Annotated in this window: 1 protein-coding gene; it reads left to right on the plus strand. The window is 43.1% G+C overall.

From position 1 onward, the window contains the following. The coding region (locus RUMCAL_RS11005) for a DUF960 family protein (protein WP_021682944.1) at window positions 1-236 on the plus strand (236 nt) is incomplete at its 5' end. Window positions 237-274: the final 38 nt, after the last annotated feature.

The following is a 274-nucleotide window of genomic DNA, read 5'->3' on the forward strand; positions in this document are numbered from 1 at the left end:
CAATAGAGCTGCAATTGTTTCTGTGGAACTGCATCGATAATCTGCCAGAAGAACGAGATTACTTTCAAGTCTTTGCACTGAAAGAAATTGATGGAAAACAGCACATCCACCACTTTTCCGAACAGCCGGAGTACAGCAAGGAATATCAAATTTCTACAGAGAAACCCATTACCGCAAAGGTCTATGTCATTGACGACACCGACCACTCCACCATGCTTTTAGCAGAAGAATATTGACCCAAAACACAAAGCCCTACCGAAGAAAATCGGTAGGG

It is taken from the genome of Ruminococcus callidus ATCC 27760, from assembly GCF_000468015.1.
Lineage (GTDB): Bacteria > Bacillota > Clostridia > Oscillospirales > Ruminococcaceae > Ruminococcus_C > Ruminococcus_C callidus.